Origin of the sequence: Pseudarthrobacter sp. SSS035, assembly GCF_023273875.1 — a bacterium.
Taxonomy (GTDB): domain Bacteria; phylum Actinomycetota; class Actinomycetes; order Actinomycetales; family Micrococcaceae; genus Arthrobacter.
Genome location: NZ_CP096882.1, coordinates 4,876,110 through 4,901,679, shown reverse-complemented (window position 1 = coordinate 4,901,679; position 25,570 = coordinate 4,876,110). Strand labels below are relative to the sequence as shown.

Below are 25,570 nucleotides of genomic sequence, written 5' to 3'. Positions count from 1 at the left end.
CACCTAGATGAAATTCAAGCTCCGCGGTTATCAGGCAGTTGCCAAACGCCACGTTCTCGAAGACATAGTCGACGCCTTGGAACGCTACGTGGACAGTGGCGGGGAACGTGTCACGGCAGTGCAGCTCACAGCGCCAACCGGTTCGGGTAAGACCGTCATTGCATCCGCCGTCATTGAATCCGCGCTGTTCGGAGCGGATGACTTCGCTCCGAATCCGGACTGGACGTTCCTTTGGATATCCGACGATCCGTCGCTGAATGAACAAACGTCGAGGAAATTTCTCACAGCATCTGACAAGATCTCCCACGGCACCATTGAGATCATTGAGTCCAGCTTCGATCAGAAAGTTCTGGACGGTGGCAAGGTGTACTTCCTCAACGTGCAGAAGCTGAATTCGAGTGCCAGGCTTTCCAAAGAGGGCCAGGGCGATCTGCGCGAGTACTCATTTTGGTCGACTCTGACCAACACAATCGAAATGAAGCCGGACAAGTTGGTGATCATGATCGATGAGGCCCACGTCGGCATGAAGATGGAACGGTCACGTGACACGATCGTTTCCCGGATCATCGGAGGGGCAAAAACTGGCAGGCCACCAGCGCCGGTCATCGTTGGCATCACAGCGACGCCTAAACGCTTCGAGAGAGCCATGGACTCCATCGACCGGCGTGTACGAGCTACCCGCATTGGCGTAGATCAGGTGCAAGAGTCCGGCTTGCTGAAAGACGGATTGGTCCTGGCATCGCCAGAGCAGCAGGCCGCCAACTTCAACGAATCGGCGTTGCTTCGCCACGCCGTCGCCACGGTGCGCCGCTATGAACAGGAATGGGCCTCCTACTCAGCTCAGAATAACGAACCCCAGGTGCTGCCTGCCCTTGTAATTCAGGTTCCGAACACGCCCTCTGACGACGAGATGGCCTCAATTATTGGTGTCGTACTCGAGTCATGGCCAGGCCTCAAAACCCACAACATCTGCCATACGTTCGGCGATCACAATGTATTGAACGTCGGCAACTACTCCATTCCATACTCAAACCCGGAAGACATCCAGGACGACCTGGATATCCGGGTCGTGCTTTGCAAACAGGCCATCACCACTGGCTGGGACTGCCCGCGGGCCGAAGTACTCCTGTCATATCGCAAGGTCGAAGACCAGGACGCCATTACACAGATCATCGGGCGCATGATCCGCACACCTCTGGCCCGGAGAGTGCAGCAAAATGAGGCATTGAACTACGTTCACTGCTTCTTGCCCAGGTTCAACAAAGCTGGAGTCAAACAGATAGCGGACCGGCTCAAGCTGGGCGACGACAGCTTCCGGCAAGAATGGGTTCACCCAGAATCCATGGACCAGAACACCCTTCCGGAGCTTGTCCCTGCCGTCCCCTCCACTGAGATGACACTCGCCGGCAGCACCTTGGCTAAGCGGGCAACGACCGTCAACACGGGCCTGCGCGAAGAATTGCTGCGTCGCAGGGAAGCCGAACGAGAGGCAGCGGCCACTCTCTTTGGTGACGAAGCCGAAGAACAGATCGCACGTCCAGAGACAACTGAGCTCGCCGACCCTAAGGAAGAGCTGATTATTGTCCAAGAAGAAGAGTCGGGGACGGAGGGGGGTACCGGAGTCAGCGTAATCACCCAGGAAGCCGTCCGGCTTACGCGGAACCCTCTGGTCAACACTGGTGTCTTTGAGAAGCTCTTGGAATTGCCGTCGTATGTCATTCCAGGGGTTCAGTACCGCACCCAAGTCGATCGGCTGAAGAACTTCGCCACCCTGCTTACCGGTGGCGGAAGAAGCGCGATCCTCCAAGGCGCGTCCAAGATGGCGACTGATCGGCTGTTGCAGGTGCTGAGAGAGACCAGAGTTCAGCTGGACGCCAGCCGCAAGTTCCAGGAGCAATCTGACAAACTCGCCCACTTCTTCATAGAAAATGAGGTGACCACCCTTTTCGATGGAAGTGCAGTGCTTGAGATTGATTCTTTGGAGGAAGTAGAAATCGACAGCAAGGGCGTCGAGCAGCTCTTTGCCCAAGCTGAGCGTCGTATCGGTCGTTCCATGGCCGACTCGTACCTCAACGATCGATTCATGGACGACGGCGACACGTTCACGATGATGATGTCTGTTGCTGTTGTGGCGCACCAGCCCGGGATAAAGGAAAAGCTCGAACAGGTCGCCAATGCAACCATCATCGAGTGGTTCAAGGAGTACCAGACCCAGATCAACAAAGCCCCGGCAGCGCTCAAGGCTCAACTAGACGAGGTACGCTCTGAGGCCACCGAACCGGAGGCCTCAGTCATCTCCCTGACTGACAACAAGCCCTTCCCCGTGGCTGAAGTTGTGTGGCCTAAGCACCTTCTATCTTCGCCTACTGGGGACTACCCGGTGAAGTTGAATGAGTGGGAAATTCACGTCCTTGACACTGAGCTTCAAGATAGCTCATGTCTTGCCTGGTATCGGAACCCTTCCAGCGGTTCAGGTGCTCTGACCGTCCCGTACGTCATGGCCGGCCGCCACCGGGGTCTTACTCCGGATTTTGTCTTTTTCCATCAAACTGATGATGGCATTGTTCCCTCAATACTGGACCCGCATGCCCAGAGCCTTTCAGATTCCATACCGAAACTGCGAGGACTGGCCAAATACGCAGCTATGCACGGCGACCAGTACCAGCGCATCGAATCCATCATTAAGATCAACGATGTCTTTTATGCTCTCAATTTGAAGGACTCCACAGTTCAAAGCGCGGTGCTTAGCTACACTGATGCCCGCCCTGAAGCCCTGTACCTAGCCCATGCTGGCAAATACTAGTAACCGCTGGAGCTCTCGGCAGGGGCGCCACATGGGCCGGCGGCGGTGCTGATTGCTCGGCCTCAGGAGTCGCTTATGGACTCCAACAGCCACTGCTCGGCCAGTGGATCTCGGCGCAGCTCAAAGGTCCGTAGCGTCGAGGTTGACGACCCTAGGCGGACTTGGACCCGCCAGTGTTCGACGCTCACAAGGTCACCGCTGCCCTTGGTTGCGTTGCGTCTGGTTTCCCACCAGGAGTCCCGGCTGAACCAGTGAACCGGCTCCGCTGCCACTGCCCATACTCGGCCGTCGTAGCGGACAGCCAGGGGAGCGCCGGCGGCGGTGAACCGGATGTCCACCGGTGCGTCGAGGGTTGTTTCACTTGCTGTTGCTGTCACGGCTGGTCCGTTCTCCCAAATTCCTGTTCATCATTTCTTCCCGGCGTGTTACCGCCGAGCTCCACACCCAGGTCCGGTAGGTCACCGGACCGTCCTTCCACGTCACTTCCGCGGCTTTCGCCGTCCAGGCGTACACCTCGCCGTCTACCAGCTCCGCGCAGTTCGGGAACCGGATCCACGCCTTCACCGGGATCCCCGGGAACCCGTTCTTGGCTGGGAAGTGTTCGAAATCGAGCTCTTCCACGGTCAGCCCGATCGGGCCGGCACGCCGCGCATACTGCGCCTGCAGCGCACTGGCTTGTTCCGGTCCCATAACACAACCTTAGAACATATATTCGAATAGACACGCTAATAAAAAGCGGCCGGTTAGGCCGCAGGTGTTCAGTATGGGGGAGGGGTCTGACAACGAACGGGTTGTACCCAATGGGGACAGCTTTGAGCTGTGCGGAGGGCTCCACCTGCCCCCAGTGGGCACAACCCGTCCAACGCGATCTACAGGGCCTACCGGTCCTTGATGGGCGGCGGGAGTTCGACGGCGGCGGGATCCAGCTCGGGTCTGGCGCGCACGAAAGACAGGGGATGCCGGAACGAGCTGCCGGACCACGCGACGTCGGCCGCGACTTCGACCACGAGCGCTTCGACCAGCGTTAGGCGCACCGGGCGCTTGTCCTTGCTGAATCTGTTCAGCGAGGTTTCGCTGATCTCTTCGGGCCACGGATGACCGGGCTGCGCCGGGCGGAGCTGGCGGCCTATCTCCCGTCCTGCGCGGGTTGAAAGAACTGTAGAGCGGCCGACGATCCGCAGCTTCCCATCAATGGGCAAGCCCGCGATGATCGCCTGGGGCTGCGTCAAGGGTCCTATGACGGCGGCGCAGACAACGTCCAGTACGTTCTTGTGCTTCAGCTTCAACCAGGAGCGCGAGGCGTCATATGTCTGTGATCCTCCCTTAAAGACCAATCCTTCAATCCCGGTGGCGGGCAGATCCCGTAGCCAGGTCTTGGCCAGTTCCGGGTCTGTGGTGGTGGGGGAGAGCGTCAGCGGGGCGGCCCATTCCCGGGCCAATTCTTCGAGCAGCTGCCGGCGCCCGGCGAACGGGACTCCGCGGACGTCCTGCCCGGCGACGGCCAGAACATCGAACGCCGCGAAGGCGGCCGGGAACTCCTTCACCAGCGCCGGCAGAGCCGCCCTGGACGTGACCATGCGCCGCTGCAGCGCCTCGAAGTCCAGCCGATCCTTGTTCCATATGACGGCTTCGCCGTCGAGGACGACACCGGGCGGGACCTGAGCCCCGAGGGCTGCGGCCAGGTCAGGCAGGACCCGGTTCTGTTGGGTCCTAAAAGGTTGTCGCGGACGTCGCATTTCTGTACTGCCATATGTGTCCGGCACAGTAACTGTCGGTGTGTCGGGCACGTCCTTCACGTCGCGAGTTCTATCATCCTTCGCATGAGCATCATCTCTGGGATGAGGTGCAGGGGGTGATCTGGCCGTGGCGACGTTCAGGTCCTTTCTAGTGAGGATGCCTTCGGAGCTGCGTTACTGGACTGTGCTCGATCCAGCCCATCGTGTAGTGGTGGAGGCCGATGATTTCCTGCTGCACCACCGGCTGGGTCGGGATGGTGCGGAGTCCACGAGCCAGTCCTATGCCGCGTCGCTTGCACTGTTCTTTGACTGGGCTGCATCAATTCGTAAGCCGTGGCGGGAGAGTGCCCCTTATCTTGGTCGCTTTGTCTACTGGCTCCAGCACTATCGTCCGGACCAAATAGCCGCCGGTCGCACCGAAGTGGTGCGTGGGCCGCGGCGAGTGAATGCGATCATGGCGGCGGTGCGTAGCTTCTTCCGGCACGCGGCCGCGGTGGGTCAGCTGGACCCGCAGGTGCTGGGAGTGGTCTATGACTCCTTCGACAGCTATGCCGTGAACGAGGCAGAACAGGGTGCCAATCGTCCCCGCGCAAGCGCCCGGCATCGTTTGTCAGAGCCGCGCTCTCCGATCGTGAATGCTGCGGGGGAGGACGTCGTTGGCCTGATCCGAGCGGCCCGTAACGCCCGCGATCGATTTGTTGTCATTGCGATGTGGCGGATGGGTTTGCGCCGGGGCGAGCTGGCCGGGTTACGCCGCTCAGACGTCCACTTCGTGCCTGATGCCTCCCAGCTGGGCTGCGGCTTTCGGGGCACGCACCTGCATGTGGTGCGAAGGATGAATCCGAACGGCGCGTGGGCGAAGTCGCGCAGGCAGCGTGTCGTGCCGGCTGACTGGATGACAGTTCAGGCCTACGACCAGTACATCGATGAGCGGGAACGCATCGACCCTGCCGGGCGGTCGGACTTCCTGCTGGTGAACCTGTTTGCTGATCCCGTTGGGACCCCGATGCGGCCGGGAGGCATCAATGAACTCCTGGCCCGGCTGTCGTCTCGCGCCCACCTAACGCGCCCGGTTCATCCACACATGCTGCGGCATAGCTTCGCCACCAACGTAGCGGCGCACGGCGGCACCGCCGACGTGCTCAAAGAGCTCCTCGGTCATGCCTGGATCTCATCCAGCGAGGTGTATCTGCACCCATCACCTGAACGGCTCCGTGCCGTCGTCGAGCGGGTCCCCGGACCCCGAACGACGGGACCCGGACAGTGAGCTACTTGAGCAGCGGCAGCCGGTTCCGAGTCGAGGCGGTAGCCCCGAACAGCGAACTGGATTTGCTGCGTGCCGCTTTGCGGCCCGACTTCCTGGCCGCAGTCGGCTGGAAGGCCGACGAGCAGATTCTGGCACCCCCGCAGAACCATCCATTGCTCGGCATACGACAGTGCGCACGGAAGGAATGCAGCACCAGCGTCGCCACTCCCGGCCACGATCTATGCCCTGCCTGTCGCCGTGAATTCCGCAGCGGCCACCTGCCCATTGAGAAGTTCCTGAACACGACGAGCGGACGACCGGTACGCGGCGAGAGGTTCTGCCGCGTCTCGGAATGCCCCCGCCCAGCCTTCAAGCGCTTAGGCCTGTGCTCGGCGCACGACTTCCGCTTCCTCCAGCATCCCGCGTCAACCGTCGAGGATTGGCTGCAGGCCGCCAGGCCAACGCCGTTGTCGTCTTTCGGACCATGCCGAGTGCCCTCCTGCTCCCGCGTCGCCGGCGCATCGAACCGGCTTTGCCACCCGCATGCCCTGCGATGGAGCCGGTCCCGGCGGACAGATCCACCACCGGACCTGGCGGATTGGGCACGATCGCAGGAACCGCCCGCCGACAGCGGCCGAATTGTGGCGTTCAAGGGATTACCCGATCAGGTAATCACGGAGATCCTCGCCGGGCTGCAATGGCGGACCGATGACCACACCAAGACCTCCATGATTGAGTTGCGTGCCCTGGTACGCCATGCCCGCCAACTGCAGGTGTCCAGTATCTTCGATCTCCTCGAGCACACAGTATGCGGCGAATCCGCGCACATGGCCGCCTTAATCCGGGCCCTGACTCTCGCCGTGCAACGGAGCCTGACCTCTCCCGAACGAGAGCAACAGCGCGACCGATGGGACCTGGCGATCTTCGGCGGCAAGGGACAGATCAACTTCAAAGTCCTGTCCCAGCCGTGGCTCCGTGAGGCAGCCAAGCACTGGGTGCTGGAGGATCTTCCCCTCCACCGCGGCCGACAAGCCACCGCCACCTCCAAAGAGACCGTCCGGGCCATTCGGTATCTCTCCTGGAGCCTGCAGCACGGCCGCCCGGACCACGGCCTCGTGCTCAGCGAACTCGACCGCACCGACATCGTCCGGTTCACCAACCGTCTGGCATACCTGGAACGCACCGGCGAGATCAGTAGCAAAAAGCGCTACGTCATCAGCACCCGGGTCCGGCGCTTCCTCGATGACGTCCGCGCTTTCGGACTCACCCGCCCGACCGGGCCCGTGGCGGGGCTGCCGGACGACTTCCGGCTACGCCACAGTGATGTTTCCAAGCCACCAGAGAAATTTGGGCCGGGGCGTGATCTTCCCATCCCCGTGCAGCGGACCATCAATGCGAATCTGGCAGAACTCGAGGCACGCGCAGGCCTCGACGTGCGTCGAATTGTTGAAGTGCTGATCGACACGGGCCGCCGCCCCGAGGAAGCATGCCAACTCCCATGGGACTGCCTGGACACTACAGCGGACGGCCATCAAGTACTGATCTACACCGACAGCAAGAACAACCGACCGAACCGTCGCCTCCCTATCAGCGTCGAAACAGCCGATCTCATCCGAGAGCACCGCGAGACCGTCCGTCAGCGCTTCCCGAACACACCGCTGGACCAGCTGGCGCTGTTCCCACGAAACCAACTGAACCCTTATGGCAGCTTCCACGTCGGTGTCCCGCACGTGAGCAAAGCTCACAGGGCATTCATCGATTCCATTGCGACACAGCTCGTCGACGACGCCGGCCAGCCCTTTCCCGCTGCGGTGGCGGTGCTGTATGCCTACCGGCACAGCTACGTCCAACGTCACGCCGACAACGGAACACCTCCCGATGTGCTGCGCGATTTGATGGGGCATGTCTCGATGGAAACCACGATGGGCTACTACCGGGTGACCGAGAAGCGTGTCCGCCAAGCAGTGAATCAAGTTTCCCAGCACCAGTTCGACAGTCAGGGGCGCCGTGTTTTCGCCGACATCGCCGGGCTCGTCGCTGAAGAACATGCACGGCTGCGCGTGGGCCAGATCGCTGTGCCGTTCGGCGTGTGCACCGAGCCTTCAAACGTCAAAGCTGGCGGCCATGCCTGCCCCTATAAGTACAGCTGCATGGGCTGCGGGCACTTCCGCAGCGACGCCTCCTATCTTCCTGAACTAAAGTCCTATCTCCAGCAGCTTCTTGCCGATCGGGAACGGATCCTTGCCGCGACCGATGTGCAGGAATGGGTGCGAGCCAAGACGGCGCCCAGCGATGAAGAAATTGACCAACTGCGCGGTTTGATCCGCCGCGTCGAGGACGACCTCAACCAATTGAGCCCCGCGGACCAGCAACGGATCCAGGAAGCGATCGATGTGATTCGCCGTGCCCGGCAAACGGTCACGCTAGGAATGCCCACCATAGGCATCCAAGGACGGCGGCCATGATGCCCGAAACCGCCGCCAGCCCGTTGACCATAGCCCGACGACGCGACGTCAATGCCCGCAGAGCCCGCGTAGCCCAAGCGCTGGAGATCATGCGAACCGAAGGCAGCGAGATCACCATCACCTCGGTCGCAGTCCGAGCCAGAGTGCACCGCTCCTTCATCCACCGCCATCTCGACCTTCGCGCAGACGTGTACGCGGCCGCCGACCAGCCATCGACAGCAGCCACTGCTACTACGACTACGCGCCAAAGCCTCGAAGCGGACAACCTGAACCTGCGGACCACGGTCCGCCGCCAGACTCAGCACATCGCCGACCTGGAAGCGCGGCTCTCGGAACTCCTTGGAGAGCAGGCCTACTCCCGCACCGGACTGGGCGCACCCCACAACCACGCCGCCCTCGAGGAACAGAACTACATACTGCAAAACGAAATCCAAGAGCTACAAGCCAAGCTTCAAGACCAAGAGGAAGAACTAGGAGCCGCCCGAGAGGCGAACCGCCAACTCATGGGTCAACTCAACAAGACGACAGCGGCAAGCGATGGTTCCGATGGCCGGCGCGGCAAGAATTAGCAGGGAGTCCGCCAGAACTGAACTGCCTCCCTACCTTGGACTAGCGTGGCGAAATTGGGCATGTGGTCGCCAGCACTCGTCTATTTCGCGCCAACTCAGGCGACAGGAGCCAGGACCTACTCAGGCCGAAGTGGCGCGCGACAGCTCTGCATCCTTGGGCATAGATGAGTAACGCGCTTTCAGTCCGGCTGCGTGCCCGGCATCGAGATCTTGCAAGGGCACTGGCTCGATGGATAGGATCTCGTCCTCAACACGCGCAATATCAGGATGGCTCTCCAAGACGACGGTTGCAGGCCCACGGAGACAGAGAGCCGGGGTGGTGGGCATCAGAGCGAGGCTGTGGCGAAACCGGTTTGGATGGCTGATTTCAGTTCTGACCGGTCGTGAGGAGGCAGGAAAGCGGACTCTGCCGCATCGAGTTGAAACGTCTTGAGATCAGCCAAGGTGTATTCGAAAGCATCGATGAGGAGGCCAAGTTCTTTCGTGAGGTTTGTGTTGCTCATCAGTCTGTTGTCAGCGTTCACTGTCACTCTCAGCCCGGCCCTGTAGAGCAGATCGAAAGGGTGGTCCCTCATCGTGGTCCCCCATTGAGCGATCGCTCCGGTTTGGAGGTTTGATGACGGGCTGATCTCCAGCGCAATCTTGCGGTCCCTCACCCAGCGGGCCATGTCACCGAGTGCGGTGTGAGTGCCTGTGGAATCTTGGTATTGGGTCAGATCTTCGGCAAGCCGGACACCGTGGCCGAGACGCAGTGCCCGGCCATGGATCAGCGCCGACCGGATGCTTTCGAGGCCGTCTCCTTCGCCAGCGTGTACCGTCGCAGGCAGGAAGCTTGACGCCAGGTGGTCGAATGCTGCCGCATGCTGCGAGGCCGGGAATCCGGCTTCAGGCCCGGCAATATCGAATCCGACGACACCCTGGTTCCTGTGCCGCACGGCCAACTCGGCAACACTGAACGCTAGCGAATCGTGACGCATGGCTGCCAGGATCTGCCCAACCTCGATGGTCTTACCTGTTGCCGTGACATCGGCGACCCCGGCTTCGATCCCCTCTTGCACAGCCTCGACGGCCTGGTCCAGCGAGAGTCCCTGCCGGAGGTGGTTTTCAGGGGCCCAGCGGATTTCACCGTAGATCACGCCGTCGTCGGCGAGATCCTGGACGAACTCTCTGGCAACGCGAACAAGATTATTGCGTGTTTGAGTGACTGCTCCCGTGAAACTGAATGGTTTGAGGTAGGCCGAGAGCGAACCGGCGTTTGATTGCTCGGCGATCCAGCCAGCGAGCCGCTCTCCGTCGGTAAAAGGTAGTGGCACGCCTGCCTCGGCGGCCAGTTCAACGATCGTTTCCGGGCGCAATCCTCCGTCCAGATGGTCGTGGAGAGAGACTTTGGGCAGCGACTTGAGAGTCTCATTGGTTATGGGGCGGGCGGCTGGATAGCCCATGGCGGGGATCCTTCACTTGGTCGGGCTGATGGGCAGGACCGCAAAAGTTGCATCTGGCATGCAACAGGTGGGCGGGCAGAGTTCGTTCGGGATTCAGGCCCTTGACGATTGGCGAACGATGAGCTCGAAGTCGAAGATCTCCTTGACGAGAGGCTTTTCAGGGTCCCCGTCGACAAGGAGATCGACGGCTCTCTCGGCGATGGACTGAGTAGGTTGTCGGATTGTGGACAGCGGGGGAACCGAATAGGCAGATGCCTCAGTGCCGTCGACGCTGATCACTGCAAGCTGGTTGGGCACGTCAAGTCCGAGGGAGTAGGCAGCGAAAAGCACCCCGTGGGCTTGTTCATCAGTGGTTGCGTAAATGGCCCTCGGCGCATCCTGGGCCTGGAGCCACTCCATAGTGACCTCAGCCGCCCCCGCCCTGGATATGGGAGAAGCGCGCCGGGAGACAGCAACAGGCGTTCCAGCGACCGCCCGGGCAAAACCAGAAGAATGCTGCCTCGTGCCCACTGAGTCCACAGGCGCGTTGAGCAGCCCGATACTGTCGTAGCCTTCGTCGACCAGATGGCGCGTCGCAACATAGGCGGCCTGCTCATAGTCGATCGTCAGCGAAGACGCATGCTGCCCCGAAGACAGCGGGTGAAGGGCCACCACAGGAAGATTCGCGGCGTGAGCCGGGTTGAGATTCGGTTCGTCCAGCAGCGAAACAAGAATGAGAGAGTCAACCTGCCGCTCGATGAAACTTTCGATGAGGCGGTGCTCTTGGTTCTGGACCGTTGCCGAGTCGCCGATAAGGAGCAAATGATCCCTGTTTGCGGCAGCCACTTCGAGCGCTCGGGCAAGCTCTGCGAAGAACGGATTGGCGATGTCCGGAACGATCAGTCCGATGGACCTGGTCTTTCCAGCGCTGAGCGCGCGAGCCAAGGCGTTGGGTTTGTAGTCCAGTTCTTTTGCCGCCCTGAGAACGCGCTCCCGGGCATCCGCGGAGACAGCGCGGGGCCCGTTGTTGAACACATAGCTCACAACGGCGTTGGACGTCCCGGCCAGTTTGGCAACGTCTCTGGCTGTCGGCATCGTCTTCTCCTGGTTATTGGTTCGAGGCGACCACTCTAACCGCCTAGATTCGCATCATACTGTGAATTCGGCCCGCGATCCTTGAAAAAGAAATCTCTTGTCAAAGCCATGCGCCACGAGTAGTCTAACCGGTTAGATGCTCCGTTTGCATCCTTCTCACTCTTTAGAAAGGGCTTCCCGTGAAGCGAACAACCTTGGCAGCGACGTCGCTGCTCGCGGCCGGAGCGATATTCCTCGCCGGCTGCTCGACCAGTGCCCCAAACTCGGATCCAGCGCAGGGGAGCGACGGCTCCGGTACGGGTAGCGTGAACTTCCTGGGCCCGGAGGACCCCGCGACTTTCGCCCCCGTGATCAAGGCTTTCGAAGCCAAGAACCCGGACATTACGATCAACTATTCACAGGTGCCGTTTGACCAGCTCAACCCGACTCTGCAGCAGCGCCTTGGAGCCAAGGACGAGACCATCGATATCTACACGGTGGACCAGCCGCGGCTCTCCCAGCTTGCGGCTCAGGGATTCCTGGAAGATCTCAGCAGCCTGAAGGAGCAGACCAAAGCTGCCGTTCCGGAGGCGCAGTTTTCTGTGAACCTCTACCAGGACAAGATGTGGGCGTTGCCTGTTTGGAACTCCACCCAGCTGCTGTTCTTCAATAAGACTGCCCTGGACGCGGCAGCTGTCCAATACCCGTCCGCTGATCCGTCCCAGCGAAAGACCTGGGAGCAGATCGTTACGGACGCCAAGGCTGCTCAGGCTGCAGGTACAGAGTTTGGTCTGCTGCTTGAACAGGTCGAGGCGTACTACCAACTGCAGCCCCTTGCAGAGTCAGCCGGCGGCGGTTCAGGTATCACCGGTGACGACAAGTTGACCGTTGATGTCACCAACGAGGGCTGGGAAAAGGCCATGAAGTGGTACTCGGACACCTTCGCGTCCGGCCTTTCGCCCCGCGGCGTCGGCGGATTCCAGACCAGTCCTCTCTTCTCATCGGGCAAGGTGGCGTACTTCGTGGGCGGTCCGTGGGATGTTGGTGGGTTCTCTAAGACAAATATCAATTGGGGAGTGGCGCCCATGCCCTACTTTGAGGGCGGTAGTAAGGCCACACCGACGGGTTCGTGGTCCTGGGGCATCAACCCGGCATCCAAGAACAAGGCTGCGGCGAAGAAGTTCCTTGAGTTCGCGTCCCTTGACCCCGCCGGTAACCTGGCGACGACCGAAGCGACCACGATCATCCCAGCAAATAGTGCAGCGACAGGACAGTATCTTCCCAAACTCGAAGCCCTCGGCGGTGACAAGACCCAAGGCCTGGCAAAGCTCATTGCCCACGAAAACACCGAGACAGCAACGCCTCGCCCGGTCACCGTCGGCTACATCCAGTTTGAGGAAATCATGGGCAAAGCCTTCGCCGACATCCGCAATGGCAGCCCGGTGGATGAACGGCTGAAGCAAGCCGCCCAGCAGGTTACAGACGCTTGGAAGCAGCTCTAGCAATGTCTCCCTCGCAATTAACTGATCGTCCAGCAACTGCGGAAGGGCAGGCCCCCAAAGGGCGGTCTGCCCGCCGCAGGCGGCCCATATCAACCATGGCCGTTGCCTTCGCATTCCTCGCCCCCGCTCTTATCAGTCTCGTAGTCCTGCGCATCGCACCTGCGGCCGTGGCGCTCTGGGAGAGCTTCTTCCGGGAGAGCTTCCTCCGCGGGGGAACCGTGTTCGTCGGTCTTGAGAACTACGCCGATCTTTTTGGAAATGCGGACTTCAACAACGCCTTGCTCGTGACGCTGGTTTTCTCAGCGATCGTGAATCCCTTGCAGATTGGCGTCTCGTTCCTCCTGGCGGTCCTCTATACGCGGCGCGCTGCTGGGTCCAAGATCTGGCGCTCCCTTGTTGTGTTGCCGATCGCTGTGCCGCCGGCCGTTTCAGCTGTTGTCTGGAGCGTCATCTACCGCCCCGACGGTCTGGGGAACTCATTCCTGGCACTGCTCGGCTTGCCAGAACAACCATTCCTGACCTCCCCGCAGCAGTCACTTGCCTCAATCATGGTGCTGCTGAGCTGGATTGGAGTCGGCTACTGGATGCTCTTCCTCATCGCCGGCATCAATGACGTCCCCACCGAACTGTACGAGGCGGCGTCCATCGACGGCGCATCAGCCTGGCGGAAGCTGTGGTCTGTGACCTTCCCTCTGGTGAGGCGGCCGTTGGCCTTCGTTCTGGTAGCGGACACGGTCTCGAACTTCCTGATCTTCGCCCCCGTCCAAATCCTCACCAAAGGCGGCCCGTCAGGTTCAACGAACCTACTCATGTATGACATCTACACCCGCGCCTACACCTTGGGTGACCTCAACAAGGCCCAAGCGGAAGTGATTATTCTCGTGCTACTCACCCTCGTCGTCGTCGCCGTGCAATTCCGGCTTCTCCGGAGCTCTGATAGCGCATGAGCGCCGTGAACAAAACCAGCACCTCCAAACACCGGACGCTGGGCTACATCGGGCTGAGCGTCCTCGGCGCCTGCATCGGGGCTTTTGTTGCCTGCTGCCACTGTGGTGGACGTTCGTGAACTCTCTACGACACCAGGCGGTGATACATTCCGGTTCCTGAACCCCTTGGCATATGGGAGACCTTTGCTTCTACGCTGACGCCCAGTCTGGACAACTTACGCAGCGCTGCTAAGCATGCGACCTTGGGCTCGCGCAACATGGAACTCGCATATTTGTCAGCATCGTCACCGTGATCATCGGGCTTGGCGATCTGCTCCATGGCAGCCTTCGCCCTCGGCCGCCATCCGTTTAGGGGATCAGGTGTCGTGTTCATTGTCGTGGTGGTCAGTTTTCTGATCCGCGTTCGATGCCATCGCCATTCCCTTGGCTGACCTCTTCCGGGACTGGAACCTCCAGAACACCTACACTGGCCTGATTCTCCCGCGGCTTGGGGCAACGCAGCATGGCCATCTTCCTGCTGAGGACCTTCTTCCTCGCCATCTCCCAAAGACGCTCGTGGAAGCAGGACGCCTCGATGGGCTGGGCTGGTGGGGGATCTTCCGCCGGATCTATCTAACCGTTATCAGTGCCCTCGCTCATCGGAGCCGGACTCACCCTCTTCCTGTTCCAATGGCAGTCCTACGTATGGCCGCTCCTGAACGGCAACCGACGCCCAGCACATCCTGGGCCCAATCGCCCTTTCAAACCTGCAAGGCCAGTTCAACGTGGACTACGGGGTCATGTTCGCCGGGATCCATCGTTCTGACCGTCATCCCGCTAGCCATCATCATCGGATTCCAGCGTTACTTCATCCAATCCGTCACCACTCTACCGGACTTAAATAGACATTCGCACACTGGTGGGCGTGGCACCCGCCATGCCCACAGCGCACTAACCACAAGGAAAAACTATGGGTGCACTGCACCACATCATTCTCGACACCGACATCGGATCGGACGTCGACGACGCCCTCGCTTTGGCTCTGATTCTCGGTTCCCCCGAAGCCAGGCTACTGGGCATCACAACCGTCTACGGTGACACGGCTCCTTCGGGCTACGCCTGGCCAGGGCGCTTCGGCAAACTCGCCGGACAGGAAATCCCCGTCCACCACGGCCTTGAGCAACCGATGTCAGGCCGCGAAGTCTGGTGGCCCGGCCATGAAGGATCACTCCACGACGGGCTGGAAAACGAGCCTGTCGAGGAGGAAGACGCTATCCGTTATCTAACCAGCGGCAGGTCTCAGAAGCGACCCGGTGAAATCGACGTAATCGCTATCGGACCACTCACCAACATAGCCGCCGCCCTCGAATCTGATCCCGCGCTTCGCGCACAACGTGCGGCACCTCTGGATCATGGAGGAGGAGGATTCGGCATGGACGAAGCCGAACACAACTTCCGCAGTGATGACCAGGCGGCCTAGATCGTCTTCCAGTCAGAACTAAACATCACAGTAACGCGGGCTTGAAGTCACGCGGGAAGTGGAAATGCGCAGGGACCAGCTGGCGCTCATCGCAGCGGCTGGGCCACTGGGACAGGCGCTGGACGCTGACATCACGGCAATGGTGGGCGTTCTGGAACGAAGAATGGAACGTACCTCACGACCCCATAACAGTGCTGACCCTCCTGCGCCCGGAACTCTTCACATTCTCCGAATCCGGAACCGTCATGATTGGCGGTGAAGGCGAATTCGCGGGCCAGTCCACTTTCACGCCATCCCCCACCGCCGCACCGCCCGTTTGGTGCGACCATCGACACCGCAGGCAGTAGCCGACGAGATCAGTTCCAGAATCGTCAACGCGGGGCACGCTCCAGCTCCACGACGCAGACGTGCAATGACGAAGCCCACGGGACAACCCACTGGTGGTCGTAGGATCCATGAACGTGGATCTACACGGTCCGCACGAAGAAGCCTGCCAAATCCTGCGTGAAACCGTGGTCGGAAGAGGCATCAGCGCGCGCCGGCCGCGGTAGGGAAACAGGGTCAACCAAGCACAGGTAGCAGCAGCGAGATTGGGGGCGAAACCTGTTCTGGTGGCGGCACTCGGCGCGACGAAGATGGTGCTTTTCTCCGCGAAGCGGCTGCCAAGCAAGACGTGAATATCGACCTGATTCGACACGAACAGGGTAGTGCGCAACCGGAACGGCGCTGATCACGGTCGATGACGCTGCCGAGAACTTCATTGTGGTCTCCCCAGGGGCGAACGCTCGGCTCCACCCCCGAGATTGTCCAGAGGTCACTGTTCGAAATTGGAAAAGCAGCCGTCCTTTGCCTGAGCTTGGAGGTGGCCGTGTGGACACGGCCCTTGCAGCCGCAAGGACCTCGGCTGCCTATGGGCGCGATAACTGTGTTGAACCTCTCGCCCTACTCGCCGGAAGCAATGACGATCATGCCACTGGTTGACGTTGCCGTCTTGAACGAAGGAGAGGCCCTGGCCGCCGTAGGGCTTAGGGTCCTTCCGTCCGAGCGGCCCTGGCGAGGTAATAGGCGCGCTGCTCGGTGAGGCCGGAGCGAAGAACGCCGTCATATACGTTGGGAGCCGAAGGCGCAATCGTTCTGGAAAACCTCCAGAGATGGCCCATATCCCCGATTCACATTCAACCCACAAGGGTCCGGCCCACAGACACGAGCGGATGACGGTGATGCGTTTGCCGGTGGCCATGGCAGGTGAGTTAGCCCATGGGACTGACCTGCTGGCGGCAGTGCGCTTTGCCAGTAAGGTCGCCCGCCTACGCTGCCACAGGGCGTGGGACCCAGGGATCATACCCAACCCGAGGGCAGCTGCAGGAATGGCTGGAACAGGGCGAAACAGGTGCCGTTGATGACGTCGAACAGAAGGCTCCGGTGCGAGCAGAAATCTCCGAGCCCGAACGGTCCTCGTAACTGTCAGCCGCCGAGGAAGCCTTGAACCACAAGTTAGCCAGGTACCCGGTCACGCACACGGTTTCCCTATGCGGGTACCTACGCCAGATGCTGAAGAAGGCTCCGCCCCCTTCAGCATCTGGCAACCGACCAAGGATTTCCGCGACCGTTGGTAGTGCGCCACTGCGGCAGAGCGAGCGAGCGGTTGACAGTTCTTCAACTATCGCTGTTGCCAAGAGGACCCGTGGGCAGGAAACATGAATCGAGCCGCCAGTACTGATTGATCACCGAGAAGTGGATGCCATTGAAGACAGCAGTCAAGATGCGGGCTGGAAGGAAGCACCGGCGCGCGGCACCTCTACTGCTTAGGCTGTAATGCACCTGCACAGTTCAGGACAGCGATTGCCAACGCCGAGCGACCTTTACTTCTCAGCACGCCACCACAACGCATGCCGTACTCACGAAGGCGTCGTGGACCGTCTTCCGCTAACTTGCAGTAGGCACTAGAGCCATCGCAGCCAGACACACCAAAAAGGCCGGAGGCGGCCGTTGCGGACGTCTCATGAGCAGAGATCACCTACAAGGGCTTCGCTCAGATCGCCATCACACGGCCCGTTCGGCGTATCCCCAAGGTCCAGAACCCGACGCTAGTGACCGGACGACCGAACCCATTCCACCATCCACCACCAATTGTGAGAAGAGAGACCATGAATCAGCCCACCGCCGCGTTTCTGTTGGTGTAAAGTACTGCAGAGCTGACGTTTGGCCTAGTCAGAGTACAGTTCTCAGTGCGCAACAGTTGTCGCTCACTTGGTCTCAACTCAGCACCCACCCTTGGAACTCCCCGTGACCTTGCGCTAACCCCGCGATCCGTTCTGGACGTAAGGCCTGCCTTGCGGCGGCCGACCGTGTTCGCGCTCAGAGTCAGGCCGCCCGTATGACGCCCAGCAAGTGCGGCGCGAAGTCTTCGCCGATTTCCAGCACTACACGGCAGCGAGCACCGCGCTGCTCCGGGAACCCGGCGTACTGTCCTCGGAGATCGCAGACCGTCTGGCCACGGCCGGGTCCGTCAGTGGTGTCGACTTGCACCCGCACGGTCGGAGCCAGAGTGAGTTCCACTCCCCTGACGGCAATGGCTGCGGCAAGGGGATCGTGCATCGCCGAGCAAGCACGGCCGAAAATGTCGACGTAGAAGCCGAAGTAGTAGCCCAGCATTTCACCGAGCGCCTGGGACACCGGGTGCTCGGCGGCCAGCAGTTCCTGGCGGTGGTTTTCCTCCAGGACGTTGGTCATGGTGACATCCAGGGGTACCAGCGTCACGTTCCAGTCGGCGGCCAGGACCTCGGCTGCAGCTTCGGGGTCGTTGGCGATGTTGGCCTCAGCCACGGGAGAGATGTTTCCCGGTGCCAGCGCTGTGCCGCCCATGATGGTTACCTCGGCGATGAGCTCAGGCAGCTTGGGTTCCAGGCGCAGGGCTTCGGCGATGTTGGTCAGCGGACCGATGGCCACCAGGCGCAACTCCCCCGCGTACTGGTGGGCCAACTGCACCAACAGTTCGGCAGCCGTGGCTTCGACCGGCTCACGGTCGGACGGCGTAAGGTCCACACCGCCAATGCCGTTGTCGCCGTGGACATGCGGGGCACCGCCGTGGAAGGTACCAACCTGCGGATCGTGCGCACCGATCGCTACGGGGATGTCCGGGTGCCCGGCCAGGTTCAGCAGGTCGAGGGTGTTCCGGGCGCCGCCGGCCGCGCTGACGTTGCCACTGACGGTGCCGATGCCCACCAGGTCCGCCCGTGGGGAGGCCAGGAGGTAGGCGAGGGCGAGGGCGTCGTCGATGCCGGTATCGCAATCAAGGAAGAAGGGTGCGGCGGTGGGCTGATTCATGGTCTCTCTTCTCACAATTGGTGGTGGATGGTGGAATGGGTTCGGTCGTCCGGTCACTACGTCGGGTTCTGGACCTTGGGGATAGCCGAACGGGCCGTGTGATGGCGATCTGAGCGAAGCCCTTGTAGGTGATCTCTGCCATGAGACGTCCGCAACGGGCCGCCTCCGGCCTTTTTGGTGTGTCTGGCTGCGATGGCTCTAGGCCTACTGCAAGTAGCGGAAGACGGTCCACGACGCCTTCGTGAGACGGCATGCGTTGTGGTGGCGTGCTGAGAAGAAAGGTCCTCGGCGTTGCAATCCTGTCCTGAACTGTGCAGGTGCATTACAGCCTAAGCAGTAGAGGTGCCCGCGCCGGTCTTCCTTCCAGCCCGCATCTTGACTGCTGTCTTCAATGGCATCCACTTCTCGTTGATCAATCAGACTGGCGGCTCGATTCATGGTTTCCTGCCCACGGGTCCTCTTGCAACAGCGATAGTTGAAGAACTGTCAACCGCCGCTCGCTCTGCCGCAGTGGCGCCTACCAACGGTCGGGAAATCCTTGGTCGGTTGCCAGATGCTGAAGGGGGCGGAGCCTTCTTCAGCATCTGGCGTAGGTACCCGCATAGGGAAACCGGTGTGCGTGACCGGGTACCTGGCTAACTTGTGGTTCAAGGCTTCCTCGGCGGCTGACAGTTACGAGGACCGTTCGGGCTCGGAGATTTCTGCTCGCACCGGAGCCTTCTGTTCGACGTCATCAACGGCACCTGTTTCGCCCTGTTCCAGCCATTCCTGCAGCTGCCCTCGGGTTGGGTATGATCCCTGGGTCCCACGCCCTGTGGCAGCGTAGGCGGCGACCTTACTGGCAAAGCGCACTGCCGCCAGCAGGTCAGTCCCATGGGCTAACTCACCTGCCATGGCCCCGGCAAACGCATCACCGCATCCGCTCGTGTCTGTGGGCCGGACCCTTGTGGGTTGAATGTGAATCGGGGATATGGGCCATCTCTGGAGGTTTTCCAGAACGATTGCGCCTTCGGCTCCCAACGTAATGACGGCGTTCTTCGCTCCGGCCTCACCGAGCAGCGCGCCTATTACCTGCCAGGGCCGCTCGGACGGAAGGACCCTAAGCCCTACGGCGGCCAGGGCCTCTCCTTCGTTCAAGACGGCAACGTCAACCAGTGGCATGATCGTCATTGCTTCCGGCGAGTAGGGCGAGAGGTTCAACACAGTTATCGCGCCCATGGCAGCCGAGGTCCTTGCGGCTGCAAGGGCCGTGTCCACCGGCACCTCCAAGCTCAGGCAAAGGACGGCTGCTTTTCCAATTTCGAACAGTGACCTCTGGACAATCTCGGGGGTGAGCCGAGCGTTCGCCCCTGGGGAGACCACAATGAAGTTCTCGGCAGCGTCATCGACCGTGATCAGCGCCGTTCCGGTTGCACTACCCTGTTCGTGTCGAATCAGGTCGATATTCACGTCTTGCTTGGCAGCCGCTTCGCGGAGAAAAGCACCATCTTCGTCCGCGCCGAGTGCCGCCACCAGAACAGGTTTCGCCCCCAATCTCGCTGCTGCTACCGCTTGGTTGGACCCTTTCCCACCGGGCCCGCGGCTGATGCCTCTTCCGACCACGGTTTCACCAGGATTTGGCAGGCTTCTCGTGCGGACCGTGAGATCCACGTTCATGGATCCTACGACCACCAGTGGGTTGTCCCGTGGCTTCGTCATTGCACGTCTGCGTCGTGGAGCTGGAGCGTGCCCGCGTTGACGATTCTGGAACTGATCTCGTCGGCTACTGCCTCGGTGTCGATGGTCGCCACCAAACGGGCGGTGCCGGTGGGGGATGGCGTGAAAGTGGACTGGCCCGCGAATTCGCCTTCACCGCCAATCATGACGGTTCCGGATTCGGAGAATGTGAAGAGTTCCGGGCGCAGGAGGGTCAGCACTGTTATGGGGTCGTGAGGTACGTTCCATTCTTCGTTCCAGAACGCCCACCATTGCCTGATGTCAGCGTCCAGCGCCTGTCCCAGTGGGCCAGCCGCTGCGATGAGCGCCAGCTGGTCCCTGCGCATTTCCACTTTCCGCGTGACTTCAAGCCCGGTTACTGTGATGTTTAGTTCTGACTGGAAGACGATCTTGGCCGCCTGGTCATCACTGCGGAAGTTGTGTTCGGCTTCGTCCATGCCGAATCCTCCTCCCATGATCCAGAGGTGCCGCACGTTGTGCGCGAAGGCGGGATCAGATTCGAGGGCGGCGGCTATGTTGGTGAGTGGTCCGATAGCGATTACGTCGATTTCACCGGGTCGTTCTGAGACCTGCCGGGTTAGATAACGGATAGCGTCTTCCTCCTCGACAGGCTCGTTTTCCAGCCCGTCGTGGAGTGATCCTTCATGGCCGGGCCACCAGACTTCGCGGCCTGACATCGGTTGCTCAAGGCCGTGGTGGACGGGGATTTCCTGTCCGGCGAGTTTGCCGAAGCGCCTGGCCAGGCGTGCCCGAAGGAGCGTGTCACCGTAGACGGTTGTGATGCCCAGTAGCCTGGCTTCGGGGGAACCGAGAATCAGAGCCAAAGCGAGGGCGTCGTCGACGTCCGATCCGATGTCGGTGTCGAGAATGATGTGGTGCAGGGCACCCATAGTTTTTCCTTTTGGTTAGTGCTGTGGGCATGGCGGTGCCACGCCCACCAGTGTGCGAATGTCTATTTAAGTCCGGTAGTGGTGACGGATTGGATGAAGTAACGCTGGAATCCGATGATGATGGCTAGCGGGATGACGGTCAGAACGATGGATCCGGCGAACATGACCCCGTAGTCCACGTTGAACTGGCCTTGCAGGTTTGAAAGGGCGATTGGGCCCAGGATGTGCTGGGCGTCGGTGCCGTTCAGGAGCGGCCATACGTAGGACTGCCATTGGAACAGGAAGAGGGTGAGTCCGGCTCCGATGAGCGAGGGCACTGATAACGGTAGATAGATCCGGCGGAAGATCCCCCACCAGCCCAGCCCATCGAGGCGTCCTGCTTCCACGAGGTCTTTGGGGATGGCGAGGAAGAAGGTCCTCAGCAGGAAGATGGCCATGCCGTTGCCCAAGCCGGGGAGAATCAGGCCAGTGTAGGTGTTCTGGAGGTTCCAGTCCCGGAAGAGGTCAGCCAAGGGAATGGCGATGGCATCGAACGGGATCAGAAAACTGACCACCACGACAATGAACACGACACCTGATCCCCTAAACGGGATGGCGGCGAGGGCGAAGGCTGCCATGGAGCAGATCGCAAGCCCGATGATCACGGTGACGATGCTGACAAATATGGAGTTCCATGTTGCGAGCCCAAGGTCGCTGCTTAGCAGCGCTGCGTAGTTGTCCAGACTGGGCGTCAGCGTGAAGAAGGTCTCCCATTGCAAGGGGTTCAGGAACCGGAATGTATCACCGCCTGGTCGTAGAGAGTTCACGAACGTCCACCACAGTGGCAGCAGGAACAAAAGCCCGATGCAGGCGCCGAGGACGCTCAGCCCGATGTAGCCCAGCGTCCGGTGTTTGGAGGTGCTGGTTTTGTTCACGGCGCTCATGCGCTATCAGAGCTCCGGAGAAGCCGGAATTGCACGGCGACGACGACGAGGGTGAGTAGCACGAGAATAATCACTTCCGCTTGGGCCTTGTTGAGGTCACCCAAGGTGTAGGCGCGGGTGTAGATGTCATACATGAGTAGGTTCGTTGAACCTGACGGGCCGCCTTTGGTGAGGATTTGGACGGGGGCGAAGATCAGGAAGTTCGAGACCGTGTCCGCTACCAGAACGAAGGCCAACGGCCGCCTCACCAGAGGGAAGGTCACAGACCACAGCTTCCGCCAGGCTGATGCGCCGTCGATGGACGCCGCCTCGTACAGTTCGGTGGGGACGTCATTGATGCCGGCGATGAGGAAGAGCATCCAGTAGCCGACTCCAATCCAGCTCAGCAGCACCATGATTGAGGCAAGTGACTGCTGCGGGGAGGTCAGGAATGGTTGTTCTGGCAAGCCGAGCAGTGCCAGGAATGAGTTCCCCAGACCGTCGGGGCGGTAGATGACGCTCCAGACAACAGCTGAAACGGCCGGCGGCACAGCGATCGGCAACACAACAAGGGAGCGCCAGATCTTGGACCCAGCAGCGCGCCGCGTATAGAGGACCGCCAGGAGGAACGAGACGCCAATCTGCAAGGGATTCACGATCGCTGAGAAAACCAGCGTCACGAGCAAGGCGTTGTTGAAGTCCGCATTTCCAAAAAGATCGGCGTAGTTCTCAAGACCGACGAACACGGTTCCCCCGCGGAGGAAGCTCTCCCGGAAGAAGCTCTCCCAGAGCGCCACGGCCGCAGGTGCGATGCGCAGGACTACGAGACTGATAAGAGCGGGGGCGAGGAATGCGAAGGCAACGGCCATGGTTGATATGGGCCGCCTGCGGCGGGCAGACCGCCCTTTGGGGGCCTGCCCTTCCGCAGTTGCTGGACGATCAGTTAATTGCGAGGGAGACATTGCTAGAGCTGCTTCCAAGCGTCTGTAACCTGCTGGGCGGCTTGCTTCAGCCGTTCATCCACCGGGCTGCCATTGCGGATGTCGGCGAAGGCTTTGCCCATGATTTCCTCAAACTGGATGTAGCCGACGGTGACCGGGCGAGGCGTTGCTGTCTCGGTGTTTTCGTGGGCAATGAGCTTTGCCAGGCCTTGGGTCTTGTCACCGCCGAGGGCTTCGAGTTTGGGAAGATACTGTCCTGTCGCTGCACTATTTGCTGGGATGATCGTGGTCGCTTCGGTCGTCGCCAGGTTACCGGCGGGGTCAAGGGACGCGAACTCAAGGAACTTCTTCGCCGCAGCCTTGTTCTTGGATGCCGGGTTGATGCCCCAGGACCACGAACCCGTCGGTGTGGCCTTACTACCGCCCTCAAAGTAGGGCATGGGCGCCACTCCCCAATTGATATTTGTCTTAGAGAACCCACCAACATCCCACGGACCGCCCACGAAGTACGCCACCTTGCCCGATGAGAAGAGAGGACTGGTCTGGAATCCGCCGACGCCGCGGGGCGAAAGGCCGGACGCGAAGGTGTCCGAGTACCACTTCATGGCCTTTTCCCAGCCCTCGTTGGTGACATCAACGGTCAACTTGTCGTCACCGGTGATACCTGAACCGCCGCCGGCTGACTCTGCAAGGGGCTGCAGTTGGTAGTACGCCTCGACCTGTTCAAGCAGCAGACCAAACTCTGTACCTGCAGCCTGAGCAGCCTTGGCGTCCGTAACGATCTGCTCCCAGGTCTTTCGCTGGGACGGATCAGCGGACGGGTATTGGACAGCTGCCGCGTCCAGGGCAGTCTTATTGAAGAACAGCAGCTGGGTGGAGTTCCAAACAGGCAACGCCCACATCTTGTCCTGGTAGAGGTTCACAGAAAACTGCGCCTCCGGAACGGCAGCTTTGGTCTGCTCCTTCAGGCTGCTGAGATCTTCCAGGAATCCCTGAGCCGCAAGCTGGGAGAGCCGCGGCTGGTCCACCGTGTAGATATCGATGGTCTCGTCCTTGGCTCCAAGGCGCTGCTGCAGAGTCGGGTTGAGCTGGTCAAACGGCACCTGTGAATAGTTGATCGTAATGTCCGGGTTCTTGGCTTCGAAAGCCTTGATCACGGGGGCGAAAGTCGCGGGGTCCTCCGGGCCCAGGAAGTTCACGCTACCCGTACCGGAGCCGTCGCTCCCCTGCGCTGGATCCGAGTTTGGGGCACTGGTCGAGCAGCCGGCGAGGAATATCGCTCCGGCCGCGAGCAGCGACGTCGCTGCCAAGGTTGTTCGCTTCACGGGAAGCCCTTTCTAAAGAGTGAGAAGGATGCAAACGGAGCATCTAACCGGTTAGACTACTCGTGGCGCATGGCTTTGACAAGAGATTTCTTTTTCAAGGATCGCGGGCCGAATTCACAGTATGATGCGAATCTAGGCGGTTAGAGTGGTCGCCTCGAACCAATAACCAGGAGAAGACGATGCCGACAGCCAGAGACGTTGCCAAACTGGCCGGGACGTCCAACGCCGTTGTGAGCTATGTGTTCAACAACGGGCCCCGCGCTGTCTCCGCGGATGCCCGGGAGCGCGTTCTCAGGGCGGCAAAAGAACTGGACTACAAACCCAACGCCTTGGCTCGCGCGCTCAGCGCTGGAAAGACCAGGTCCATCGGACTGATCGTTCCGGACATCGCCAATCCGTTCTTCGCAGAGCTTGCCCGAGCGCTCGAAGTGGCTGCCGCAAACAGGGATCATTTGCTCCTTATCGGCGACTCGGCAACGGTCCAGAACCAAGAGCACCGCCTCATCGAAAGTTTCATCGAGCGGCAGGTTGACTCTCTCATTCTTGTTTCGCTGCTGGACGAACCGAATCTCAACCCGGCTCACGCCGCGAATCTTCCTGTGGTGGCCCTTCACCCGCTGTCTTCGGGGCAGCATGCGTCTTCGCTGACGATCGACTATGAGCAGGCCGCCTATGTTGCGACGCGCCATCTGGTCGACGAAGGCTACGACAGTATCGGGCTGCTCAACGCGCCTGTGGACTCAGTGGGCACGAGGCAGCATTCTTCTGGTTTTGCCCGGGCGGTCGCTGGAACGCCTGTTGCTGTCTCCCGGCGCGCTTCTCCCATATCCAGGGCGGGGGCGGCTGAGGTCACTATGGAGTGGCTCCAGGCCCAGGATGCGCCGAGGGCCATTTACGCAACCACTGATGAACAAGCCCACGGGGTGCTTTTCGCTGCCTACTCCCTCGGACTTGACGTGCCCAACCAGCTTGCAGTGATCAGCGTCGACGGCACTGAGGCATCTGCCTATTCGGTTCCCCCGCTGTCCACAATCCGACAACCTACTCAGTCCATCGCCGAGAGAGCCGTCGATCTCCTTGTCGACGGGGACCCTGAAAAGCCTCTCGTCAAGGAGATCTTCGACTTCGAGCTCATCGTTCGCCAATCGTCAAGGGCCTGAATCCCGAACGAACTCTGCCCGCCCACCTGTTGCATGCCAGATGCAACTTTTGCGGTCCTGCCCATCAGCCCGACCAAGTGAAGGATC

The 25,570-nt window shown here is 60.6% G+C and carries 19 protein-coding genes; 8 read left to right on the top strand and 11 right to left on the bottom strand.

Going from position 1 to position 25,570, the window contains the following annotated elements; translation table 11 throughout:
* The first annotated feature begins 7 nt into the window (after positions 1 to 7).
* On the top strand, positions 8 to 2,803 hold the full coding sequence (locus MUN23_RS22805) for a DEAD/DEAH box helicase (RefSeq protein WP_248761337.1): 2,796 nt from the start codon (positions 8 to 10) through the stop codon (positions 2,801 to 2,803).
* A 62-nt stretch (positions 2,804 to 2,865) separates the two neighbouring features.
* Here the strand turns inward: MUN23_RS22805 and MUN23_RS22800 are convergent, their stop codons facing one another.
* The 3 genes from MUN23_RS22800 to MUN23_RS22790 all read right to left on the bottom strand — a co-directional run bounded on the left by MUN23_RS22800 (position 2,866) and on the right by MUN23_RS22790 (position 4,539).
* Entirely contained in the window at positions 2,866 to 3,180 is a 315-nt protein-coding gene (locus tag MUN23_RS22800; RefSeq protein WP_248761336.1) for a hypothetical protein, read from the bottom strand.
* Positions 3,161 to 3,493 (bottom strand): hypothetical protein, encoded by a 333-nt coding sequence (locus MUN23_RS22795; protein ID WP_248761335.1) that lies wholly within the window; start codon positions 3,491 to 3,493, stop codon positions 3,161 to 3,163. Before MUN23_RS22795 ends, MUN23_RS22800 begins: the two co-directional genes overlap by 20 nt.
* A gap of 188 nt (positions 3,494 to 3,681) precedes the next feature.
* Complete coding sequence (locus MUN23_RS22790) at positions 3,682 to 4,539, bottom strand: ATP-dependent DNA ligase (RefSeq protein ID WP_248761334.1); 858 nt, start codon at positions 4,537 to 4,539, stop codon at positions 3,682 to 3,684.
* Positions 4,540 to 4,696: 157 nt separating this feature from the next.
* Here MUN23_RS22790 and MUN23_RS22785 point away from each other — a divergent pair, with 157 nt between their 5' ends.
* From MUN23_RS22785 to MUN23_RS22775, 3 genes are read left to right on the top strand one after another with little or no spacing between them, the layout of a single operon-like run.
* On the top strand, positions 4,697 to 5,806 hold the full coding sequence (locus tag MUN23_RS22785; RefSeq protein WP_248761317.1) for a site-specific integrase: 1,110 nt from the start codon (positions 4,697 to 4,699) through the stop codon (positions 5,804 to 5,806).
* Between the two features lie 5 nt (positions 5,807 to 5,811).
* Positions 5,812 to 8,250 (top strand): site-specific integrase, encoded by a 2,439-nt coding sequence (locus MUN23_RS22780; RefSeq protein ID WP_248761319.1) that lies wholly within the window; start codon positions 5,812 to 5,814, stop codon positions 8,248 to 8,250.
* A complete protein-coding gene (locus MUN23_RS22775; protein WP_248761320.1) occupies positions 8,247 to 8,819 on the top strand; it encodes a DUF6262 family protein in 573 nt (190 codons plus the stop codon). The genes MUN23_RS22780 and MUN23_RS22775 overlap by 4 nt, the downstream gene beginning before the upstream one ends.
* Before the next feature lie 326 nt (positions 8,820 to 9,145).
* On the opposite strand, the gene MUN23_RS22770 is transcribed toward MUN23_RS22775, so the two are convergent.
* Positions 9,146 to 10,261 (bottom strand): adenosine deaminase, encoded by a 1,116-nt coding sequence (locus tag MUN23_RS22770; protein WP_248761321.1) that lies wholly within the window; start codon positions 10,259 to 10,261, stop codon positions 9,146 to 9,148.
* 93 nt (positions 10,262 to 10,354) lie between these two features.
* Positions 10,355 to 11,335 (bottom strand): LacI family DNA-binding transcriptional regulator, encoded by a 981-nt coding sequence (locus MUN23_RS22765; RefSeq protein ID WP_248761322.1) that lies wholly within the window; start codon positions 11,333 to 11,335, stop codon positions 10,355 to 10,357.
* A 179-nt stretch (positions 11,336 to 11,514) separates the two neighbouring features.
* Here MUN23_RS22765 and MUN23_RS22760 point away from each other — a divergent pair, with 179 nt between their 5' ends.
* The 3 genes from MUN23_RS22760 (at position 11,515) to MUN23_RS22750 (ending at position 15,222) form a co-directional block, all read left to right on the top strand.
* A complete protein-coding gene (locus MUN23_RS22760) occupies positions 11,515 to 12,816 on the top strand; it encodes a sugar ABC transporter substrate-binding protein (RefSeq protein ID WP_248761323.1) in 1,302 nt (433 codons plus the stop codon).
* 95 nt (positions 12,817 to 12,911) lie between these two features.
* Positions 12,912 to 13,763, top strand: coding sequence for a carbohydrate ABC transporter permease (locus MUN23_RS22755; protein ID WP_248761324.1), 852 nt, complete (start codon positions 12,912 to 12,914; stop codon positions 13,761 to 13,763).
* A 949-nt stretch (positions 13,764 to 14,712) separates the two neighbouring features.
* Complete coding sequence (locus MUN23_RS22750; protein ID WP_248761333.1) at positions 14,713 to 15,222, top strand: nucleoside hydrolase; 510 nt, start codon at positions 14,713 to 14,715, stop codon at positions 15,220 to 15,222.
* Between the two features lie 2,364 nt (positions 15,223 to 17,586).
* Here the strand turns inward: MUN23_RS22750 and MUN23_RS22745 are convergent.
* The 6 genes from MUN23_RS22745 to MUN23_RS22720 all read right to left on the bottom strand — a co-directional run bounded on the left by MUN23_RS22745 (position 17,587) and on the right by MUN23_RS22720 (position 24,323).
* Complete coding sequence (locus MUN23_RS22745) at positions 17,587 to 18,549, bottom strand: nucleoside hydrolase (RefSeq protein ID WP_248761331.1); 963 nt, start codon at positions 18,547 to 18,549, stop codon at positions 17,587 to 17,589.
* Between the two features lie 672 nt (positions 18,550 to 19,221).
* A complete protein-coding gene (locus tag MUN23_RS22740; RefSeq protein ID WP_256468674.1) occupies positions 19,222 to 20,247 on the bottom strand; it encodes a ribokinase in 1,026 nt (341 codons plus the stop codon).
* On the bottom strand, positions 20,244 to 21,155 hold the full coding sequence (locus MUN23_RS22735) for a nucleoside hydrolase (protein WP_248761327.1): 912 nt from the start codon (positions 21,153 to 21,155) through the stop codon (positions 20,244 to 20,246). Before MUN23_RS22735 ends, MUN23_RS22740 begins: the two co-directional genes overlap by 4 nt.
* A gap of 62 nt (positions 21,156 to 21,217) precedes the next feature.
* On the bottom strand, positions 21,218 to 22,078 hold the full coding sequence (locus MUN23_RS22730; protein WP_248761325.1) for a carbohydrate ABC transporter permease: 861 nt from the start codon (positions 22,076 to 22,078) through the stop codon (positions 21,218 to 21,220).
* Positions 22,075 to 22,926, bottom strand: a complete 852-nt coding sequence (locus MUN23_RS22725) for a carbohydrate ABC transporter permease (RefSeq protein ID WP_248761324.1) — start codon at positions 22,924 to 22,926, stop codon at positions 22,075 to 22,077. Before MUN23_RS22725 ends, MUN23_RS22730 begins: the two co-directional genes overlap by 4 nt.
* 95 nt (positions 22,927 to 23,021) lie before the next feature.
* Positions 23,022 to 24,323 (bottom strand): sugar ABC transporter substrate-binding protein, encoded by a 1,302-nt coding sequence (locus MUN23_RS22720; protein WP_248761323.1) that lies wholly within the window; start codon positions 24,321 to 24,323, stop codon positions 23,022 to 23,024.
* A gap of 179 nt (positions 24,324 to 24,502) precedes the next feature.
* Between MUN23_RS22720 and MUN23_RS22715 the strand changes: the two genes are divergently transcribed.
* Complete coding sequence (locus MUN23_RS22715) at positions 24,503 to 25,483, top strand: LacI family DNA-binding transcriptional regulator (protein ID WP_248761322.1); 981 nt, start codon at positions 24,503 to 24,505, stop codon at positions 25,481 to 25,483.
* The last annotated feature ends 87 nt before the right edge of the window (positions 25,484 to 25,570 follow it).

Coding starts and splice junctions, on each gene's coding strand:
- MUN23_RS22805 (WP_248761337.1), top strand. CDS start 8: ATGAAATTCAAGCTCCGCGGTTATCAGGCAGTTGCCAAACGCCACGTT.
- MUN23_RS22795 (WP_248761335.1), bottom strand. CDS start 3,493: ATGGGACCGGAACAAGCCAGTGCGCTGCAGGCGCAGTATGCGCGGCGT.
- MUN23_RS22790 (WP_248761334.1), bottom strand. CDS start 4,539: ATGCGACGTCCGCGACAACCTTTTAGGACCCAACAGAACCGGGTCCTG.
- MUN23_RS22785 (WP_248761317.1), top strand. CDS start 4,697: ATGCCTTCGGAGCTGCGTTACTGGACTGTGCTCGATCCAGCCCATCGT.
- MUN23_RS22775 (WP_248761320.1), top strand. CDS start 8,247: ATGATGCCCGAAACCGCCGCCAGCCCGTTGACCATAGCCCGACGACGC.
- MUN23_RS22770 (WP_248761321.1), bottom strand. CDS start 10,261: ATGGGCTATCCAGCCGCCCGCCCCATAACCAATGAGACTCTCAAGTCG.
- MUN23_RS22765 (WP_248761322.1), bottom strand. CDS start 11,335: ATGCCGACAGCCAGAGACGTTGCCAAACTGGCCGGGACGTCCAACGCC.
- MUN23_RS22755 (WP_248761324.1), top strand. CDS start 12,912: ATGGCCGTTGCCTTCGCATTCCTCGCCCCCGCTCTTATCAGTCTCGTA.
- MUN23_RS22750 (WP_248761333.1), top strand. CDS start 14,713: ATGGGTGCACTGCACCACATCATTCTCGACACCGACATCGGATCGGAC.
- MUN23_RS22745 (WP_248761331.1), bottom strand. CDS start 18,549: ATGAATCAGCCCACCGCCGCACCCTTCTTCCTTGATTGCGATACCGGC.
- MUN23_RS22740 (WP_256468674.1), bottom strand. CDS start 20,247: ATGACGAAGCCACGGGACAACCCACTGGTGGTCGTAGGATCCATGAAC.
- MUN23_RS22735 (WP_248761327.1), bottom strand. CDS start 21,155: ATGGGTGCCCTGCACCACATCATTCTCGACACCGACATCGGATCGGAC.
- MUN23_RS22730 (WP_248761325.1), bottom strand. CDS start 22,078: ATGAGCGCCGTGAACAAAACCAGCACCTCCAAACACCGGACGCTGGGC.
- MUN23_RS22725 (WP_248761324.1), bottom strand. CDS start 22,926: ATGGCCGTTGCCTTCGCATTCCTCGCCCCCGCTCTTATCAGTCTCGTA.
- MUN23_RS22715 (WP_248761322.1), top strand. CDS start 24,503: ATGCCGACAGCCAGAGACGTTGCCAAACTGGCCGGGACGTCCAACGCC.